The sequence below is a fragment of the Photobacterium sp. NCIMB 13483 genome (genome assembly GCF_003025475.1).
Taxonomy (GTDB): Bacteria; Pseudomonadota; Gammaproteobacteria; order Enterobacterales; family Vibrionaceae; genus Photobacterium; species Photobacterium piscicola.
The window spans coordinates 34,553-52,110 of record NZ_PYLV01000020.1 but is presented as its reverse complement, the minus strand read 5'-3'; the positions used below and the strand labels follow the sequence as shown (position 1 = coordinate 52,110).

13 protein-coding genes are annotated in these 17,558 nt (G+C 38.4%); 3 read left to right on the top strand and 10 right to left on the bottom strand.

The window, feature by feature from the left end:
* Positions 1-205: 205 nt before the first annotated feature.
* The 8 genes from C9I86_RS14825 to tpx form a co-directional block, all read right to left on the bottom strand.
* Positions 206-892 (bottom strand): hypothetical protein, encoded by a 687-nt coding sequence (locus C9I86_RS14825; protein WP_107276783.1) that lies wholly within the window; start codon positions 890-892, stop codon positions 206-208.
* A complete protein-coding gene (locus C9I86_RS14820) occupies positions 892-3,987 on the bottom strand; it encodes a toxin VasX (RefSeq protein WP_107276781.1) in 3,096 nt (1,031 codons plus the stop codon). Before C9I86_RS14820 ends, C9I86_RS14825 begins: the two co-directional genes overlap by 1 nt.
* A complete protein-coding gene (locus C9I86_RS14815; RefSeq protein ID WP_107276779.1) occupies positions 3,977-4,828 on the bottom strand; it encodes a DUF4123 domain-containing protein in 852 nt (283 codons plus the stop codon). Before C9I86_RS14815 ends, C9I86_RS14820 begins: the two co-directional genes overlap by 11 nt.
* Complete coding sequence (locus tag C9I86_RS14810) at positions 4,825-6,852, bottom strand: type VI secretion system Vgr family protein (protein ID WP_107276777.1); 2,028 nt, start codon at positions 6,850-6,852, stop codon at positions 4,825-4,827. The genes C9I86_RS14815 and C9I86_RS14810 overlap by 4 nt, the downstream gene beginning before the upstream one ends.
* 110 nt (positions 6,853-6,962) lie before the next feature.
* Entirely contained in the window at positions 6,963-7,481 is a 519-nt protein-coding gene (locus tag C9I86_RS14805; RefSeq protein ID WP_107276776.1) for an Hcp family type VI secretion system effector, read from the bottom strand.
* A 312-nt stretch (positions 7,482-7,793) separates the two neighbouring features.
* Complete coding sequence (locus C9I86_RS14800) at positions 7,794-10,259, bottom strand: GH92 family glycosyl hydrolase (protein WP_107276774.1); 2,466 nt, start codon at positions 10,257-10,259, stop codon at positions 7,794-7,796.
* Between the two features lie 259 nt (positions 10,260-10,518).
* Positions 10,519-13,008, bottom strand: coding sequence for a GH92 family glycosyl hydrolase (locus C9I86_RS14795; RefSeq protein ID WP_107276772.1), 2,490 nt, complete (start codon positions 13,006-13,008; stop codon positions 10,519-10,521).
* 301 nt (positions 13,009-13,309) lie between these two features.
* On the bottom strand, positions 13,310-13,807 hold the full coding sequence (tpx, locus tag C9I86_RS14790) for a thiol peroxidase (protein WP_080156484.1): 498 nt from the start codon (positions 13,805-13,807) through the stop codon (positions 13,310-13,312).
* Between the two features lie 381 nt (positions 13,808-14,188).
* Between tpx and C9I86_RS14785 the strand changes: the two genes are divergently transcribed.
* Complete coding sequence (locus C9I86_RS14785; protein ID WP_107276770.1) at positions 14,189-15,211, top strand: HoxN/HupN/NixA family nickel/cobalt transporter; 1,023 nt, start codon at positions 14,189-14,191, stop codon at positions 15,209-15,211.
* Positions 15,212-15,440: 229 nt separating this feature from the next.
* Here C9I86_RS14785 and C9I86_RS14780 read toward each other — a convergent pair whose 3' ends face one another.
* Positions 15,441-15,770 (bottom strand): hypothetical protein, encoded by a 330-nt coding sequence (locus tag C9I86_RS14780; RefSeq protein WP_107237727.1) that lies wholly within the window; start codon positions 15,768-15,770, stop codon positions 15,441-15,443.
* Positions 15,745-16,044, bottom strand: coding sequence for a hypothetical protein (locus C9I86_RS14775; protein ID WP_107276766.1), 300 nt, complete (start codon positions 16,042-16,044; stop codon positions 15,745-15,747). Before C9I86_RS14775 ends, C9I86_RS14780 begins: the two co-directional genes overlap by 26 nt.
* Before the next feature lie 355 nt (positions 16,045-16,399).
* Here C9I86_RS14775 and C9I86_RS14770 point away from each other — a divergent pair, with 355 nt between their 5' ends.
* Together C9I86_RS14770 and C9I86_RS14760 are read left to right on the top strand one after the other, a co-directional pair.
* A complete protein-coding gene (locus tag C9I86_RS14770; protein ID WP_107276764.1) occupies positions 16,400-16,678 on the top strand; it encodes a hypothetical protein in 279 nt (92 codons plus the stop codon).
* A gap of 411 nt (positions 16,679-17,089) precedes the next feature.
* Positions 17,090-17,335, top strand: coding sequence for a hypothetical protein (locus tag C9I86_RS14760; RefSeq protein ID WP_107276761.1), 246 nt, complete (start codon positions 17,090-17,092; stop codon positions 17,333-17,335).
* Positions 17,336-17,558: the final 223 nt, after the last annotated feature.

The window sequence follows — 17,558 nt, the reverse complement described above, 5'->3', positions numbered from 1 at the left end:
GGTGATTTGCCCCAAGTTGAACCTTGTAACCATTTTTGCATTTCATCGCGGTGAAAATAATTATACAGAAGGGTATTGGTGGCTGATGAAATCCATGACCTTCTCGAAATGCTTACATCGTCACTTTCTTTCTCTATCGAGCGACAGAACCCAATAAAAACCGCTCATAAATAACAAGCGGTTATTGATCTTTGTATAAACTCTTTTAACGCACTATTTCCAGAATAACAGGCCGAGCGTGGAATTTAGCATCTTTATATAAATCAACGAACTCTTCTTCAAAGGTGTCGTTATATTGCTTGATGACTTCAATAATTGGCGTTAATTTACTTTCTGGAATAATTAACGAAATCAATGAATGTTCTGTTCTTAGAAGATAATCATTTGCACGATAGTTTTTTAATATGGCAGATGTATCAAACAAACACTGACTTTTATGTGGTATAGAACGAAAGTTTGTCATCGTAAATGACATCAATGCTGCGCCGCCAGCCCCCACAAATGCCATCGGTCCAATGAATATTGCCGCAAACACACAAATAGCGCAGCCAACCCATGCCGAGCGTCTTACTATGGTATAAGCAATTTCTGGGATGATTTGTTCTTCTGTTGAGTACATCCCGTACTGATTTATCGCATAATAGTGGCGTTTATCTGCATTCACTAAATAGCGAAACCATGGACATAAAAAAGCAGCTCCTAATATTGGTACAACTGAAAATGCACCAGAGTCTGTCAAAAAAAATATCACACTAAGTAAAATAGAAAACAAAAGAAAGAAATATGTCATTTGTGTTCGAAAAGGTATTGGATTAACAATTAGCTCCCATTCGTAGACAGGAGGAGTGGCATAGAGGCGTTCAAATTGTTTTTCTTTATCAAGTGGTTCCATTACTTTAATCCTACTATAGACAGTTTGATACCGACGGCGCCGTTAGAGTTGCTTATTGCGTCTTCGGGTTTTTCTAAATCAAACGTTCCCGTTTTGTTTATATTCCCTACGTAACTTTGGCTATTATGTGTCCATGCTCTGTCGTAGTTTATGGCAATAGCGACTGTATCTCCCTGATCATACTTAACAGGAACCGAAATATACGTAACATTCGTTGCTGTTTTCATTACTTTTGCTTGAGTAACATCAACCATCACCTTCGATGGTTTTTTCATTTCTGTTGCAATGTCAGCATAAGAAGTACTCTTCTTTTTATTTACCACCACTTGTAAATCGCAATGTTGCTTCTCATCATCGAAGAGATAAGAAGGCAAATATATATCGACACTGTTTTTAGTCAATTCGATCTTTGGCTTCCAGATGATATTTTCTAGCCCCATTAACTCTTGTTCTGGTGTTTGTATTTTTGGTGATTTACCCCAAGTTGAACCTTTTAACCACTTTTGCATTTCATCGCGATGAAAATAATTATACAAACCCGAGAAGATTAGGTAGGCAATACCTGCATAGAATAAGGCACTGACCATCCAAGCCGCAATGATTCCACCAATTGTGACATCAGTGGCAAGATAAACTAATTGAGTAAAAGAAACTCCAGTTTGCACAAAAAGTGCAAGTCCCTTACCCGTCAATAAGACTTTCTCAAAGATATCGTCTGACTGGCTCCATTGTCTTTCGGTTAAATACATTTCTGTACTGGCTGCAAACAAACCAAAGATAGCGGTTACTTTCGCCGCGGCCGCAAAGCGTTTTATCACTACTTGTTGATTAAGGTGCTTACTGGAGGATTCAGCGAAAGCATTTTTCACTGACAATGTAACAAGTTCATTAGCAATTACTTGCGCATCACGCCCCACTCCCGCAAATGCAGAGAGAGTCCACGATATCGTTGATGCTAATTCGATATACACATCCGCTTGCTCTTGGGTAGAACTCGCATTATTGAGTTTAGAGACCACTTGCTTAGACACAACCGATAAATTCCAAAGGTTGCAAATTGCTGCAAATCCACCAATAACAGTGCCTGCACCGTTAATACTTTCCATTGATTGGCCAATACGAGAACGAAGCCCAACAATTGACGCAGTCAGTTTCTCACGCACCGCAGTATTCATGGCTTCTGTTTCAAACGTGATCAATAGTGGCATTTCTTGTGCGATATGATTTGCGATTTGTTGTTTTGTCTTCGCCAATGCATTACGCATTGCGGTTGTATTCTGGGAATGTAACTGACCAGATTGACGCTCTGCTTGTTGAAGAAAGGGGGTTAACGTCTTATTAAACTTCGCCAATTGCGTACTATAATCTGAAGAAATTTGAATTTTATTCTCTTTGCTCACTAAACTTCGAGCGACAATAAGCTGTAGTCCAGAATCCACCCCATTTTTACTTGAAAAATGGTATGGAAACAGACTATCCATCAGTCCTTCCCAAGCTGAACGGCTTGCCTTTGAAAATGCGCTTATTGCAGCAACGAGTGTTGCCTTTATCGCATCATCGGTGTCAGGAATACGTCCATCAACAAGCCATCCGTAGCTTTCACCAAGACGAGATACCATATTGGTAACATCACTTGAACTTGAAAGTGAGACCGCATCATACGATATTTTCTTATGGATCACAGATTGAAATTCAGGGCTGTAATAATAAGGCGCCAGTGCCAGTAGTGACTGTTTTTGGGCGGCTTTCCACTCCTTTGATACAGCGGTCATTAAAGAAAATAATTGTGAGAACAATTGATTAAGGAAGCTTTGTCCCTGTTCACTTTCAATATCAATACCGACGCGTAATGCATCTTCTCCCAATGATATTAATGCATTGTCGAGATCTTCAATTAACGGTGCTGCTTCACCTTTTAGTTTATCTAGGTCGTTATATTTATTGGTTAGGAACGTAGACATTCGCTCCCAGTTGATTTCACCAATATTTTTTTCTCGACTTTTGAAGTTTTCAATATCTTTATCTGTTGGAGTGTAACCATAAGTATTTTGGAGTGTATTTCGTGCAACGCTACGTACCGTATCAGAAGATAAGGCATTAACAGCATTAGCTTCACTCCCATATGGTGTTTGCTTCAGTGGGAATTGATAACGTAAGTACTCATTTAAAGCAGCCTCAAACTTTAATGTCTCCAATGGACTGTCTTTTAGTTTATTTTTCAATGCCATTGGCGCAGTTTTTGGGTCATAAGGTACACGTGCAATAGAACGGGTAAACTCTGACATCAGCAGTTTGTGTTTATCTGTATCACTACCAAAGATGAATTCTTTCTGTGCTTGAAATGTGCCTAATTTCAACGCAATGTCGGTAATATCAGCCAATGGATCTTCTAGCGCAATGAATAAACCATCATTAACATTAGCATTTGGAAGGGCTGCTTGATAAGTCGGGGCTGCAATCGCTTTTTTAGTTCGACTAAACTCACCCTCTGACGTAGACGTGTCTGCCTCTAATGGTGTCGAGGTGATTGAAAAACCATTAATGATATATTGACTAACAGAGCCAATATCAGCCACTGAAGACTCAAGATTTTTTGCCATTCCAGCATGAGGCCCATTCATTCTCCGTTTAAATGCCGAGATGTTTAACGGCCGCATCCATTTATTACGGTATTCATCCTCATTACTGAATAGCGTAACAATACGTGGAGTCCAAGCTTGATGCGCGTAGCTAAGCCAAATTGTATCATCGGAATCATAGGTTAAACATGATGCACAAGTACCGCCTTCATGTTGAGCCTTAAAAATTTCACCTTCAATTTTATAAGTATGAAGTACTTTCAGTTTTTTACTAAACACATACAGCCAACCGTCACGAAGCTGACGAAGCGTATAGTGTTGATTAAGTTTAAAGGTCGGCTTCCAATGAGTTCCGTCAGGTAATGAATAAGAGGGCTCTTCTCCCATTGCACCATCAATAGCATATCGAACCGGAATAATACCAACGTCTTTAGCTTGTAGCGGACAGGCTCCCGCAGGTGAACTAGGGCTAGCTGACCCACCAATTTCTGCGGCATTATAAGCATCACTTGACATGAGAAACCTCCTTATGGGCGAGTTCATCAGCTTTTGCTACTCGCATTGACGGTGTTTGCGCTGATGGTGTTTCTAATAATTGCTTGATGTGAGGGTAGCGATCAGTCTTCAACACATTCTCTCCGAGTAATGCGAGAATATTAAAAAAATGAAGGACATCAGTATCTGTTTCAAACTGCATATCATGGGCATTTTGCACCCATTCCTTTATCCAAAGTAAAGGATAATTGTGTTGTTGAAGCGCCTCAGGAAAGTAAGTACTCAAATGTTGATGTACTTTTTCGACGGTATTACGACGAGTGATATCACCTAATTGTTTCCACTGTTGATCTGATAAGTGATAGGCCTTAGGTTTCTCTTTAATATCTATGTTTTCGTCATGACAAAGAGAAATCCATCCCTCGCGGGTTGGCAACCAAGCTTTGGATATAGCAGTCCAGAGATAACATTCTTGATCGTTTAAGATCACATTCATTGCCTCTGGTTGGCCGACTTTAAAAAAAACCTTAGAGCCATATGGCGAAAGAACTTCAAAGAAGTCCGATAGTATGGTGGCAAGCTGGTCGATATTGGCATCACTACTAATGATATATCCCACATTTGCCTGATTATATTGAGTAAACCAAGACATTGCGGTTGGTGTTAGCTTAATGATGAATGGTGATACTTCTCTTAATGGTAAAAAGCGTAACGGGCAAATAGCTTGAGGTTGCAAATCTTGTTGCAGTAATAACAACTCAATTTTTTCAATTTGGCTACCATCAAGAATAAGAAAACACGCTTCATGACTAAGGATGTCAAAGTCGAGGATCGGCTTAGGGAGTTGAAGGCTAAAACTCATTGTGCATTCTCCATACACACTTCACAAACGGGTACTTTTCCCTTCATGGCCTCAAGTTGCTGCGGCCAATTTATGAGTGTTATTGCAGCTAATGCCACGGCAGCTTCAACCGCGCCGGGTAATAACGGTGAAACACCCGCATAGCCTGAACCACTGCCCGCACTCCCTCCTGAGTTTAAATTCACTGCCGCCCCGACCAATGACACACCCGACGCGTCTATTTTGATAAAGCTACCGCCTGCTTTTAATGTAATTTCAGCACCAGCTTCAATCACAACTTTATTACCTGCTTTAATATGAATCTCATTACCCGCATCATTCAATATCGCTTTACCCTGTTTAAGATGTAATGTGCCGTCGATCATCAATGTTTGATCGCCTTTAACATGGTGGCGACTTTCACCATCAACTGTTACATGATCATTCATTTTGATATGGCTAAAGCGTTCATTTTCTACATCAAGGTGTAAATCATGTTTAATGTTATCGGTACGGTCGTTTTCAACTAAGACATTGACATCTTTTTGAGCTCGAACGTAGATTTCTTCTTTGCCAGCTTGGTCTTCAAAACGCAGTTCGTTATAACCATCACCTTGGTGGGTTTCAGTGCGTAAAACAGTGCGGGTCTTATGGGCAGGTAATTCATAAGGGGGCTGATTAGTGGCGTGATAAGTACGGCCTGTGATGATCGGTTGATCAGGATCGCCTTCTAAAAAACTGACAATCACTTCATGACCTACACGAGGCAGGGCAACCATACCATATTGGCTACCCGCCCAACCTTGTGAAACGCGAACCCAACAGCTGGCGTTATCATCACTGTTACTGTAACGATCCCAAGGAAATTGAAGTTTGACTCGCCCAAATGCATCACAATAAATTTCTTCACCCTCAGGCCCAACAACCATCGCGATTTGTGGGCCATCAACGGTGGGTTTGGCATTAAACGGCGGGCGCCAAGGACGATGAGCGGCAATGACAACAAACTCATTATTATAGGTTGTTGCGCCTTCGCCGCCGGCTTCTTCTAATGCTTGGGGTTGAGTACCAACATGGGTGACAGCAATGATCAACCAGTCACGGTTACAACTGTCATCATCATGCTCTTGTAGCGTAAATTTCACGCCGGGAAGAATAGTGGGTACATTAGTTTTAGCATTCGCGGTCTGAGCATCGCGTCGAAGAGATTCAATTCTAAACTGCACAAAAGGTTTACCACTAGCATCGTCTTTATAACGACCAGGGTAATCAAAATGCTCATAGGTGGCTTGTTGATAATCCGCTTCTTTGGCTACTGAAGTTTGCAAAAAACTATAAGCTGGTTTTTTAAAGCTGTAGTCTTTTAGCTGAGCGGATGATGAGCAAATTTGAGTGTTACGCGCAAAAGTTCGAATAAAAGGCACGTTACTGCTACCACCACTGCGGCTGTTGTAAATCAGAGGCTCAACGAGACTGACAGCGTGTTGAGTATCGTCACTAAAGATAAGAGTATTTTTCTTATTGTCGTGATTGAAGTAATAAAAAATCCCTTCTTCCGCGGTAATTCTATCGATAAAGGCTAAATCACTTTCACGGTATTGTACGCAATATTCACGTTGTACCAATTGGCGGCTGATTGCAAAACTATAATCATTAATCCCCATTTCTTGCAGCAAGATAGAGATAATTTCAGGCACCGTTTGTGTTTGGAAAATACGGCTATTTTGACGCAAGGCTAATCGCGCCAAAGGTGGCACAAATTCAACTTGATAGATTGTATGGCTGTGGCCGGTATCGCCTTGAGAAAATTGGCGCACAATACCATGCCATTGCTGTTGTAATTCACCGTGCTGCCAAACCGTCAATTTTGCATTGTGATCAATGGTTTCAAGCGGCGTTAAACTTGAGTTTCGGCTGGCTAAATCGATCGTAAAAGAAAAAGGCAAAGACAACGTATCGTTACCTTTAAATTCAGTCACAGCAAATGTTGACGCGTCAAGCCCTTCAACGGTAAAGGTGAATTGTAATCCTGTTTGTTGTGCCATGATATTGCCTCAATTAAGCCTGTGCTAAAGCGATCAAAAAATGCCTTAGCACAAGCATAAACGCTAAAAGCCCGCACTGGATGACAGCGCGGGCAATAATTATTTGATACTTATGCTTCTAACGGCGCGCGCCAGTCATCAGCACCAGATGTGCCAGAGACAGTGTGATCCCAATTAATTTTGCGGTAAGCCATTGAGATTTCAATAAGTTGAGTGAAATCAGCTTTGATTGAATCTTGGCAATGTGGCATTTGATTGTCGATATTTACAATCGTTGCATCGGTTAACGTAGTTGTGAAGTAATGCTCTTGCTTACCTTCAACAGAGGTGCGGTACCACTTAAGTTCAACCGTTGGCAGCATTTCACCTGATGCCAATGCGTTGTACATCAACGGAACAGATTTGTTTAACGCCACAGTAAATTTAAAAGGTTTATGAACACGTTGACCAGCAGGTTGACCTGACTGTGGGTCAGTTGGCACGGTTACGGTATGCTTAAATTCTTGCACCAGCATTTGGTCTTCGTGGCCTTCAACGTAAATGTTACCAACAGAATTAGCAGTGAATGCATCTGCGGTGATGTTGCCCTGAGTACGACCTTGGATAGAGATATAACATGGAGTTGGAATTGTAATGTCCTTAAAAATATTGGAATTTCATTACTTTTAAAGCAACTTCCATACCACATTAAAAAATAACAATAAAATATTGAATTATAAGTAAATAAAAATAAAAACAATGATTCAACTAATACTCTGAGCAAGTTATTGCCCAGGATCGAGCAAACTATTGCCTAGCGAGCAAATTATCGCCCACATTTACGCTTAGCAATATAAACACCAAATCAAAAGCATAAAAAAGGCCAAGTGCTATGCACTTAGCCTTCATTAAAAATCATCAACCTATTTTAAGACGATATATTTTCATTTAATTTTCGTTAATTAAAATATCGCCTGCAATGCTTGCTTCTTATCACCTGTCATCACAAAACGTAATTCGCCACCGGCTTTGATATCACTGTGTTTAAAGGTTAGGTTAGCACCTAGCTGTTGACCATTAATGGTGACTGACTGCACATACTTATTCACTGGGCTATTATTGTCAGCCACAATGGTAAATTCACCGCCTTTCACATCAATCGCAACCTTATCAAACAATGGACGACCAATTGAATAAGTAGGATCGGCTGGCGTCACTTGGTAAAAGCCTAAAGCACTCATGATGTACCATGCTGACATTTGGCCGACATCTTCATTACCAATCAAACCTGTCGGTTCAGTGGTATAGAACTGATTCATTATTTGATCTAAATATTCTTGTGCTTTCCAAGGCTCATCAGTCAAATTATATAAGTATGGAATATGGTGTGATGGCTCATTACCATGCATATATTGACCAATATAACCGGTTAAATCGGGCAGTTCTTCACCAGTATTTGAAGAGCGAGCAGTAAACAACTCATCTAAGTCTTCACGGAATGATTTTTCAGGCGTCATATTCGGTTTATTTTGAGCAACATCAGCTGCATAAATTTCTTGCTTTAGACGCTCAAAATCATGCATTGGCTGGAATTTCCACTGCCATGCGTTACCTTCAGTAAAGGCAAATTCATCAACAAAATACGGATCAAATGGCAATAGTGGGCATTGCTCCATTGCTTTGCTACTACCATCCGTTTGTACCACATCTATCATCACACATTCATCTTTGCGCGACTCATCAATAGGCTGATTAAATTGTGATGCAGGTTTATTCGGACTAACACTTAATGGGTGATTCTTCGGACGTAAGAAGCCACTAACTTTATCCCAATGCTGCAACCAGTTATCAGCACGGCTTAAAAACTCGTCTTGCAGTTTTACATCACCTGCCATACGCGCAATTTCTGATACTGCCCAATCACCATAAGCAAACTCTAAGGTATAAGATGCTGAGTTCCAGTAGCCATGATGAACATATTTATTTTGTTCATAAACCTTCACTTGCACCACATTTGCAGCACCAATGTTTTGATCGTCAGTCCAATCTGGAAATTCACTTTTCTCATGATAACGCGCGGTGAATTCTGCCGCCTCTAATGCATCTTGCGCATTCACCTTTAAATCCTTTGCCATTGCATCAGCAATAATTGAAATGGCCGGAAAACCAATCATCGTCCCCGTATAATGGCCTTGTAATTCCCACTTAGGTAACATACCGCCATCTTTATATTTACGAATTAAATCATTGGCATATTCTGTCGCGCGTTGTGGATTAATGATAGTTTGTAGGGGATGGAAAGCGCGGAAAGTATCCCACATTGAATACACTGAATAGTTAGGTGTATCCCCAGCGTCTTTAATTTCTTGGGTTCGCATTGCACGATATTGACCATCCACATCTTGGAAAATCATTGGCGCAATAGAAGCATGGTATAGGGCAGTATAGAAAATCTGTTTTTGATCTTCAGTGCCACCTTCAACTTCAACCTTGGCTAACTCGTTATGCCATGCCTGTTGAGATTGCGCTAACACACGATCAAAGCCCCACGCAGGTACTTCTGCATTAAGGTTTTTCTCTGCGCCGTCAATGCCCGTAGGAGATAGACCCACTTTTAATTCTAATGGTTGATCTGTTGGCGCAAACTCTAAATAAGCGATTGTTTTAACCGCTTCAATATTATCATTATTTAATTTAACACTCGTTTCAACCCCATCAATTAATGCGGTTGCTTTCACAATCGGTTGATTAAATTTAGCATAGAAATAGACATGTTGATTATTTGCCCAACCATCTGAACTACGTTGACCTCGAATAGTATATTCATCAATTATTTCAATATTACCGACAGTGGTACGATTACCCCAACTCTTGTTTAACGTATGATCTAAATCGAATTTAATAAATGGAGTAGTCCCTTCAGCGAAGGTATATTTATGATAACCCACACGTGCTGTTGTGGTTAATTCCGCTTTTATATCACCACGGTTTAATTCAACGGAATAATAACCCGCTTCTGCAATTTCATTCGCTTTATCAAAGGTATTATAAGTTGCGTTATTTTTTTCAGTAAACGGTAGGACAAGTATATCGCCTAAATCAGTAATGCCAGTACCACTTAAATGAGTATGTGAAAAACCATACACTGGAATATCTTGTTGCTTGCCATGATCAAAATAACCCGCAGCAGAGCCCCAACCATCCATCTCAGTATCTGGGCTTAACTGTACCATTCCCGATGGATATACCGCACCAGGGAAAGTATGACCATCAGCACCAGTACCAATAAAAGGGTTTACATATTGTAAATATACGTCTGAAACTGGAGTGATATTATCTTTAGATACCGATGTATCATCAGAATTACAACCAACTAATCCCATCGCTAATGCAATAGAAAATGCTATTGGACTCAGTTTATTTATCATTATTATCGACCTATATTATTGATGGTTGAGTAACGAGTTAAATAAATATCAACTCACTTTACATTCGATTAATAATAAAAATAAACACTCTATTTAAATAGTAGCAAAAAAGAACATTTACTGGATTTTTATCACCAACTTATATTTTAGTGACATTGGTTCAACGTAATAATCAATAATATTAATATATAAAAAAGCAGCCATTAAATATAAATGACTGCCGATTATTTTCTTTATTTATTTGTTTAGTTAACTCTAATTATTCAATGAATGAAGCTTGCATAGCCTGAGATTTATCACCTGTCATCACAAATTTAAGTTCACCACCTACTTTAAATTCGGAGTGATTAAAGAACAAACCGTTATCTAACTGCTTACCATTAATTGATACCGATTTTATATACATATTATCATCGGCATTATTAATCGCTTTAACGGTAAAGAAACCGTCTTTTACAGGTAAACGTACTTCATCAAATAATGGCCGTCCAACAGTATATATAGGTGCTGCTGCGTTAACTTGATAGAAACCCATTGCAGACATCACATACCATGCCGACATAGAACCAACATCTTCATTACCAATAATGCCAGCAGGTTCTGCAAAGTACATTTCATCTAAAATATAATCGACCACTTCTTGGGTTTTCCAAGGTTCCGCGGTCCAATTATAAAGGTATGGAATATGATGCGATGGCTCATTACCAAAGGCTACTTGGCCAATCATTCCCGACATATCGGCTGTTTCTGTACCTTCACTACCGGCGGTAAAGGTCGCATCTAAGTTTTTCGCAAACGCAGCTTGCCCACCCATGACCTGTTGCAGACCTTTAATATCATGCGGTACAAACCAAGTCCATTGCCATGCATTACCTTCTGCATAAGGACCTGATTCATGAGCCGTATTATACGGATCAAATGGCGAAATAAACTCACCATCAATGGTTAATGGACGCATAAAACCAGTTACGCCATGCTTGGCATATTCAGTTGGATTGTTATCAAAGTAACGTTCAAATGCTTTTGATCGCGCTAAATATTGTTGCTCAATGTCAGTATTACCCGCAGCTTTAGCAATTTGTGCAATAGCCCAATCATAAAATGCATTTTCTAAGCCGTAAGATACCGACTCTTTAATATTTTCAGCATTTTCATTCGCGACAGGTACAAAACCTTGTTGCTGAGAAAATTTGATGGCATCAGGTAGAACTCGTTTTAATACATCAAGATCCCACTCTTGCGCTAATGTTGCATAGTTATCATAAGTGGATGATTCAACCGCAGCTTGCAGTGCTTGTTGTTTTTCTTGTTGCGTAAATTCATTCGGAAACTTGGTGATTGCATCAGCAATAACAGCAACCGCGGGATAACCAATCATGGTGCCTGTTTCATCCCCTAGATGTTCCCACTTAGGCAATAAACCACTTTCCCGCCATTTCTGAACCATATTCTTGGCATATTGAACGGCACGTTCAGGCTCAGTAATGGTTTTTAATGGATGTAACGCACGGAAAGTATCCCATAATGAATACACCGAAAAGTTTGGTTGTTCAGGCGTTGCTTGACCATAAGCAATAGAATATTCACCTTCGCCATTACGAATAGAACCTTTACCCATACCTCTAAATTCACCACTGACATCTTGATGCACTTGAGGGGCTATTTTTGTATGGTAAAGCGCAGTATAGAAAATTTCTTTTTGCTCTGGCGTACCACCTTTCACATCAAAATTTAATGCTCGTTGCCATTTTTTAACGGCACTGGCGCGAGCTTCATCAAATGACTGATGAGCTTCTGCATCATGGTTTGCTTTAGCACCATCAGCACTCACGGCAGAGATTGCTACCGCAGCATTTACAACTTGGGTATCACCAGCTTCAAATTCAACATAAGCGGTAACGTCCGCTTTAGTACGCTTCACTGGTTTACCCGTTTCATCATGAAGTAACACTGATGCATGCTCGGCAGTTAATCCATCGACAGGCTTACCGTTAGCCAGAATAACAACGTTCTTGATTTTTTTATCAAAGGTCGCATAGAAGAATATTTTTTGATTTTTAGCCCATCCAGAAAAATGTGCGGCATCTCTTTCACCCGTGATCGTATAACCATCATCACTGACCGTTAATTGATTACGTAATGACGTAGAGCCCCAATCACTGTTTAATATAGAATTTAAATCAATTTTTAATTTCTGATCAGTATCTTGAGGATAAGTATAACGATGGAAACCAACCCGTTCAGAAGCGGTTAGCTCAGCTTTAATATCATTGTCTGCAATTTCTACGTTGTAATAGCCAACTTCAGCATGTTCAGTTGTTTTATCCATTTTCACTGAAATAGCGTTACGGTAATCATCATTATCTTCGATATATTTTTGATTATCTTCAGTAAACGGTAAAAATAGAATATCGCCTAATCCCCCCATACCAGTACCGCTTAGGTGAGTATGAGAGAAACCAAATAACGTATCTTTATCGTAATGATAACCTGATGAAGAATGCCACCCCATCAATTCAGTGTCGGGTGAAAGCTGCATCATACCTTCAGGTACCACTGCCCCCGGAAAAGTATGACCATTAAAGCCAGTACCAATAAATGGGTCGACAAATTTAGTGTTACCCGTTAACTCAATCGCAGGTTGATCTTTATCTGGCACAATGGTCGTATTATTTATCGTTTCGTTATTACACCCAGCTAATACTGCTGCGACCATCAGTGCCAAAGGCATTATTTTCATTGTCGACATATCCATTCCCTAGCTTATTTCGTTAGCTGTAGATTGTTATATCGACAACTACGATTGAAAAATTCTAACTGAATTATCAATAAACTTAGTGATAGGATATATAGGATTAATTACGCATTCACTGGCTTTTTGTAACCGCAATTATTCGCTGTGACATAACGCATATTCCTTTAAAGCTCTCTTTGGACTCAATATCACAGTTTTATTTTTACGCATAAAAAAGCCGCTATATGTATAACCACATAACGACTTTTTTAATTAATTGAAAACCTCTCTAGCCCTACAAGCTATAAGGTAATTCTTAGCGTAAAGCCATCATTGCTGCTTCATAATTAGGTTCATGTTTAATCTCAGCAACGCGTTCACTGTAAGTCACTTGACCATCTTCATTTAAAATAATCACAGCACGCGCAGCTAAACCTTTTAATGGCCCTTCATTAATATTTACACCGTATGCTTGGGTAAACTGAGGCTCACGGAAAAATGACGCTGTTTTAACATTTTCAAGCCCTTCTGCAGCACAGAAGCGACTTGCAGCAAATGGAAGATCGGCTGAAATACAAACTACAACCGTATTATCAACATCCGCCGCCATTTTATTAAACGCGCGTACACTCATCGCACAAATAGGCGTATCAACACTTGGGAATATATTTAAAACAACCTTCTTTCCTTTAAGTGAACTCAGTGTCAAATCACCAAGATCTGCACCACAAAGTGTAAACTCTGGTGCGGGTTGTCCTGCTTGTGGGAATTGACCTAATACTGATAATTTTTTGCCTTCAACAGTTACTGACATAACATTCACCTTTTTATTCTTTTAAATTATTTTTGTATTTAAAGAGCCAAAATATACTGTGCTACTTTTATCGATATAACAACCATTAAAAATTAAATACATACGTCAAAGGGATGTTTATAATGACGGATAACGTATAACCCACAAATAAAAAGTGGCTTTATTGTTAATAACAAAAAGATAACTCAATGATAAAAAAACAAGAAAATATTATAAATTCAATACATGGACAAAGATAACCATCAAAAGTAAAGAGAATGATAACTATTATTAAAACAGAAATATTATATTTAGTTTACGCTGTTAATAAACATTAATTTTCACTCATCCTCTTAGCGTAACGTTCTAAACATAATCAATAAAGACTAGAGACTAAATATAATGAAAATCAGTGATAATACGAAAAAAAACGCGATATGGCTGGTATCTAGCCTTATTTTGATCAATATAATAGTGTGGGTAATTGCTGTACTTGCCTTCTATCAACACCCTGCAATGCTTGGTATGTCGCTATTAGCATGGTCCTTAGGTTTACGCCATGCTGTAGATGCTGATCATATCGCAGCAATTGATACCACCACTCGAAAAATGATGGAACAAGGTAAAAAACCCATCACCATTGGTACTTTTTTCTCGCTAGGCCATTCAACTATTGTAATGCTAGCCGCGGCAGCCATTGCGTTAACCGTTGGTACATTTAAGTCAAAAATCCCTTTTATCAGCGATATTGGCGGCATTATAGGTACCAGCGTTTCTATTTTATTTTTATTAATTATGGCCTATATCAACCTTAGAATTTTTCTTTCAGTCTATAAAAAATTCAATGCTTATAAACAAGGTATTCGCCCAACAGATGCGGATTTAAATATTCAATTAAGCGGTCCATTAAATAAATTATTCCATTTTTCATTTAAATTTATCAATAAAAGCTGGCACATGTATTTTATTGGTTTCTTATTTGGCTTAGGTTTTGATACTGCAACTGAAATTACGTTATTAGCACTATCAGCAACCAATGCCTCTCAAGGAATGAACATCTGGTTAATCATGATCTTCCCGGTTTTATTTACCGTCGGTATGTCATTAATAGATACCCTAGATAATCTAGTGATGCTTGGCGCTTATGGATGGGCATTTTCAAAACCTTCACGTAAGCTTTACTACAATATGACCATTACTGGAATTTCTGTCATTGTTGCATTGATTATTGGTGGCTTAGAAGCATTAAGCGCCATTGCATCAAGTTTAAAATTAAGCGGCTCGTTTTGGGATGGCATTAATACCATGACCGATCATTTTGGTATCGTCGGTATTGGTGTTATCGCGATATTTATTGGTTGCTGGGTTCTGTCGATCATCAATTATAAGCTACGTAGTTACGACAAACTTGATCTGCCAATTTAGTGTTTAATTAACGTTAATAACTCTCTTTTCTAGCCTATAACGGTCGCACTCATTGCGACCGTTGTGTTATCTAAACAACCTTGTTTTTATTAAATAAAACCAACGCGATAAGTAATATTCTAGATTTATTTAAAATCTACCTCGCATACAAAAATACCGCCTCAAATTAGGCGGTATTTAACAGTTAATCTATTTATGAGTACTGACAAATTAACTTATCTTTTATATCTTAATTTAATGTAACAACCCAATTCCCACCTTTGTCTTTTATTTCATACGAATATGAAAAATTATTACACGATACAGTAAAGCCACGAGATAATAACATTGGGTGAATACCACTTAAAGAATCACATCTATACCCATATGCTCGAATTAATTTAGCGACTTGATTATAAAGTTCAGGTTTATTTTTTAAATCATCATTAATAATAGCATCACGATCAACTGGTAACGAATGTGTTATTCCGCTAAAGAATAAAACCAGCATCAATAATAAATAACGCATAAAAACCTCAAAAAGGAAGTAAATACTAGATAATAATAACTTTTGAGTCATCTATTGTTGCTACTAGTTTTGAAAAGCCTAATCGTTCCGCTTCTGACTTGGGTGAAATTGGCTCACCTCTATCTCCACCTCGAACTCTTGCTACCATAATAGGTGTAGGGTCAATATCAGGATTCAATATTTGTAATACATCTTCGATTATTATGTCCTCAAGGGTAGATGTACCAATTGATTCTAAAATATCTTCTTTTGACTCAAAACCAGTTAATAATCCGAGTTCAATCTCACCCAAATTATCATTAAAAATATAATCTATTTTAATCATTTATCATCTCACAAAATACAGAACACTCATCCATATAATAAGGAGTTTAATTTAAGTTCCTAGATCAATAACGTAAAGACGTGTTGTACTTGGCATAATTAATATTATGAGATTTGTAAATTACATTTATCAATCAATCTCGCCATAAATCGCTTATCAGTCTGACATGACTCAAATACCCGTCAACTCGTCTCTAAAAACGATTCTAAGACCACAAATACCTATAACTCGACACCTAGAGTTAGAAACGGCTGTATTTAACATATGGCATCCACATATCACGTTATGTCCATATCGACATTTATTAGAAAGAAATAACAAGTATTATGTTCGAAAATATTGAAAGAGAAAAAACATGGAAGAAAATGAAGTTATCGTGGAAGTTCGTAACCATAGACATGATCGAAATATGGTTTCAATAAGTGCTCACTCGAAAGGGTATAAAAAAAAACTTAATATTAACGGTTATGTTCTCATACCATATGAAGGATATGAATCTGTTGGATTAATTCAATGTTTGACTATTGGTTCAAATAAAATCAATAACCCAATACGCAGTCGTAAATGTAAACTATTACTTGAATATATTTCATCTGGCGCAACAATTCGTATATGTCACACCTTAAAGAATTAATTTCCACTGAAAACAGCTGTATTTAACAGTATGGATCTATCCCGCGCTACGCGATCACTTTTAATAAAAAACAACCCCATAAGTGCTGTTTTGAATCCTTTTAAGTGCCAATAATCGCCATAAACCGAGATTGTTATTTTGTTAACCATGCTACGGCATTCATCAATTACTGTTTCTACGACCATTTACACTCAACCGACGAAAATTACTCATAACTTATATATCCGCAATAGTTAAAGCGGCTTTTATCCCTCGCCACTAGAAAGCTCGATCCTCACCGCCATTATCTCTATATGGTAATAATCTTTTGCAATTATCTTGTATTGTTTTGTTTTTGGTAATTGTTAATATAACCCCATCGAAACGCAGACAGCGTTGACAAACAATTATAAATATAAGGTTATACGACTCATGAAAACAGTTATTAAAGCAATTATCGCGACCGCTATTATCGCCACATCTTACACTGCATCAGCACGTGATGGCGCATTCACAGGTAATGTTAGCTTCAACAATCAAGCTAATAACACTGTGGTTGCACGTCATTACGCAGTAAATGCTACTGCTGATAAATCACATTCAGGCATTGTGGTCACTAACAAAAACACTCAAATGACGTTTGCAGAAAAACTACTATCCGCAGCAGATAAGTCATAGTTTACAGAGAAACACACCACACTTTACGTACAATGTAATTATTACACACAAGTAAAAGTGTTTTATTTTTACCTCTATTATTACCAAAATGACAAGGTGTAAAATAGCGGTATCGACACAAATAATAACCACTACGTTCGATATAGCATGTTACATCACCAGTCGTTTATAACGCGACATCAAATAAATTCAGACTTATGGCTATCGTGGTAAGTCATTATAA